Annotated in this window: 1 protein-coding gene; it reads right to left on the bottom strand. The window is 46.2% G+C overall.

Translation table 11 applies throughout. The features are described from left to right. Positions 1 to 636 precede the first annotated feature (636 nt). Positions 637 to 3,204, bottom strand: a complete 2,568-nt coding sequence (locus AC805_RS13510; protein WP_055075911.1) for a TIGR03960 family B12-binding radical SAM protein — start codon at positions 3,202 to 3,204, stop codon at positions 637 to 639. Positions 3,205 to 3,424 lie beyond the last annotated feature (220 nt).

Raw genomic sequence — 3,424 nt, 5'->3', positions numbered from 1 at the left:
GCATGGCTAAATGTATTGGGAATGCAAACATCTTCACCTCAAAAGTTTCTTGAATATTATATTACAGTGCTTTGCGCTGAAACCCAAACCAAGAAGAATTTTGAAAGCGTTGCTTCGCAACGCTTTCAAAATTCTTCTTGGGGTTCGTTCGATCGGTAATTGCTGTAATTGTAAATTTAGTATTTTCCAACTTCTTTGTTTTCAAATTTGTTTTCAAAGAAAACAAATTTGAAAACAAAGAAGTTGGAAAGCAAAGAAGTCGTCAGCACAAGATTTGCGATCAATTGCGATCTATATCTTATTTCGGATTATTTCAGAATTAGTTAAGTATTGCGGTTTTCAAATGAGTGCATACTGATTTGAAAACAAACAACAATCCTACAGCCACAGTCACTTGAATTAGGACAAATCAAAACCCAAGAATTAATTGGCGGCGCTTTGCGCCGCCAATTAATTCTTGGGTTTTATGTCCTAGTACACTTAGCGATAGCTATAGTAAGGGTTTTGAGTTTTCATTTTGCCTACGGCAAAATGAAAACTGCAATAAGTATTGCAAGAGAAGAGATATCTCCCTACCCCCAAATAGCAAGTGGCGGCGCGAAGCGCCGCCACTTGCTATTTGGGCTTTGATTGACGTTAGCGCATCGATTCGCGATGGACTTTGACTAATTGAATTTCATCTTCTTCGGTAAGATATTTATTCATCATATAGACCACATACTCAGGCTTGAGATTGCTGTCGGGCTTGCAACTACCCATGAAATGGATTTTGGGAAATTCAGGATCGGGATTGAGAACATTAATTGCAAAAATGCGATCGCGTAATTCCAACATCTGATTGCGTCCAGATTTCGACACCTTGGGCATTTGAATGGAAGTAGCCGCAAGCACGCAGTAGCTTGCACCTTCGAGCAAATCCATAATATCTGCAGCATTACGTTCCTTCGGCGTAATAAATGTACAGGTGAGTGTATACTCAGCCACTTCCAACATCGCATCTAGGGAAGGAGAATGGACAGGCACTTCCTCGATCGCATAGATCGGTAAATCACTGTCAAGCTCTGCCTGAAAGCGCTCTTGAAACTCTTCAATGGGCATAGTTGCGGTCAGTTCAAAATCGACAAACTCAGCGCTGCTGGTTTGTCCGAGGGGCAGAGCCTTAGCGATCGAGATACGCGGTAATGGGTTAAAGCCTTCAGTATGGGCAACGGGCAAAGCCGCACGCCTTGCCGCACGCTGGAAGAAGCGATGTAAGTCTAAATGAGAAATCAAACTCATATCGCCCAATTTGCCAAATTTGAGGCGAATACGCTGTACTCTCGGCGGCACTTTCGGCTTCTTTAGGGAAATTGGCGGAACTTCTGGTGGCGGAATTACCTCATTATGCCCAAATTCAGGGCCACAAACACCACATTCAGAACAACCTCCAAAGGAGCAATCGGGAATTACTTGAGCGGCGATCGCTCTTTCCCAATCTTCGATCAGCCATTGCTTATCAATCCCCGTATCGACATGATCCCAAGGTAAAGGATCGGACATCTTGAGGGATGGGGCATCCCATACCAGATCGGCTTCCGCGATCGCCTGTGTCCATGCACCAAAGGCTTTTTCGGTATTCTCAAACCATGAGTCCATACCCGCACCCAGTTGCCATGCGCGATGTAGCACCTTACCCAAACGGCGATCGCCCCGTCCGACAAAGTCTTCCATAGCACTAATCCGCACTTCGGTATAGTTGACCTTCACTCCACTCAAGCGGCGGAACTCTTTACGAAGTAGCTGTTGCTTCCGTACAAATTCGCCACTAGAAACAGTATGCCATTGGAAAGGCGTATGGGGCTTGGGTGTGAAGTTAGAAATGGTCAAGTTAAACGAGATTTTCTTTCTTCCCTTTTGCGAACATTCCTGTTGTAGCCATTCCACCGTGTTGACGATGCCGAGTACATCTTCATCGGTTTCCGTCGGCAAGCCAATCATGAAATAGAGTTTGACCTTATCCCAACCTTCGACGTAGGCAGTTTTAATACCCTGCAGTAACTCTTCATCGGTCAAGCCCTTATTAATTACATCCCGCAAGCGCTGCGTCCCTGCCTCTGGCGCAAAGGTTAAACCTTGCTGGCGACCATCACCACTGCGGAGCATATGGGCAATATTTTCATCAAAGCGATCGACTCTTTGGCTGGGAAGGGAAAGGGTGACATGCTCATCTTTGAAGCGATTCTTGATCTGTACGCCAACGGATGGTAGGGCGAGATAATCGGAACAAGAGAGAGAAAGTAAGGAAAATTCGTTATATCCAGTTTCGCGAATCGCTCTCTCAATGGTATCAACAATCTTTTCAGGATCGACATCGCGGGCGGGACGGGTGAGCATCCCTGGTTGGCAGAATCGACATCCGCGAGTACATCCACGTCGAATTTCGATCACGAGGCGATCATGAACCGTTTCAATTAAGGGAACTAGACCAATGCTATGCTCGGGCATCGGGGTGGCGACGCGACGGAGCGCGCGGGGAGAAACATCGCGGCGATTGGGCTTAATTGCCCCTGTTCTCTCATCCATGTCATAGAATTCTGGAACGTAAACGCCATCAACTTCATTGGCAAGATCGAGCAGGATTTCGCGACGGGTTTTGCCTGCTAGTTTAGCTGACTTAATCACTTCGCCAATTTCAGGTAGCAACTCTTCGCCATCACCGAGGGCAAAGAAATCAAAGAAGTCGGCATAAGGCTCAGGATTTGATGTCGCAGTCTGTCCCCCTGCAAAGATTAACGGACATTCCTCAATGCTCAATTCGCTCCTTTCCCGCCATGTCATCGGAATGCTTGCGAGGTCAAACATTTCCAGAACGTTGGTTGCGCCTAATTCATAGCTGAGACTAAATCCTAAAATGTCAAACTCCCGTAACGATCGCTTGGACTCAACGGCAAACAAATCTGTGTTAGTTGCGCGGAGTTTTGCCGAGAGGTCGGGGGCGGGAAGATAAGCGCGATCGCATAGTTGCCCTTCTTGAGAATTAATAATGCTGTAGAGAATGATATGCCCCAAGTTTGACGCACCCACCTCATAGATTTCGGGATAGGTCAGCGACCAACGCACGATCGCATTGTCCCAAGGTTTTCGCACTGCGCCAAACTCGTTGCCTAAATAACGAGCAGGTTTAAGAATTTCGGAGGTAAGTAACTGTTCTACGGGTACGGGCATAGAATTTTTCACGATTTGAGCTAGCCCTATTTTACATTTAGCGCGATCTCGATATTACGAGAAAACGCCAAAAATGTCTCCTTGCTATCTCGATCTCTAGATTTGTATAGCTATAGCCACTTAAGTCAGGACATCAAACCCCATAGAGAGTTGCGGCGCTTCGCGCCGCAACTCTCTATGGGGTTTGATTTTTGTCCTAACATTACTGACTATAGCTATA

This window comes from Pseudanabaena sp. 'Roaring Creek' (genome assembly GCF_001402795.1).
GTDB lineage: Bacteria > Cyanobacteriota > Cyanobacteriia > Pseudanabaenales > Pseudanabaenaceae > Pseudanabaena.
This window is presented reverse-complemented; position numbering and strand designations above follow the sequence as displayed.

Excerpts from the sequence above, each read along its gene's own strand:
- AC805_RS13510 (WP_055075911.1), bottom strand. The coding sequence starts at position 3,204 with ATGCCCGTACCCGTAGAACAGTTACTTACCTCCGAAATTCTTAAACCT.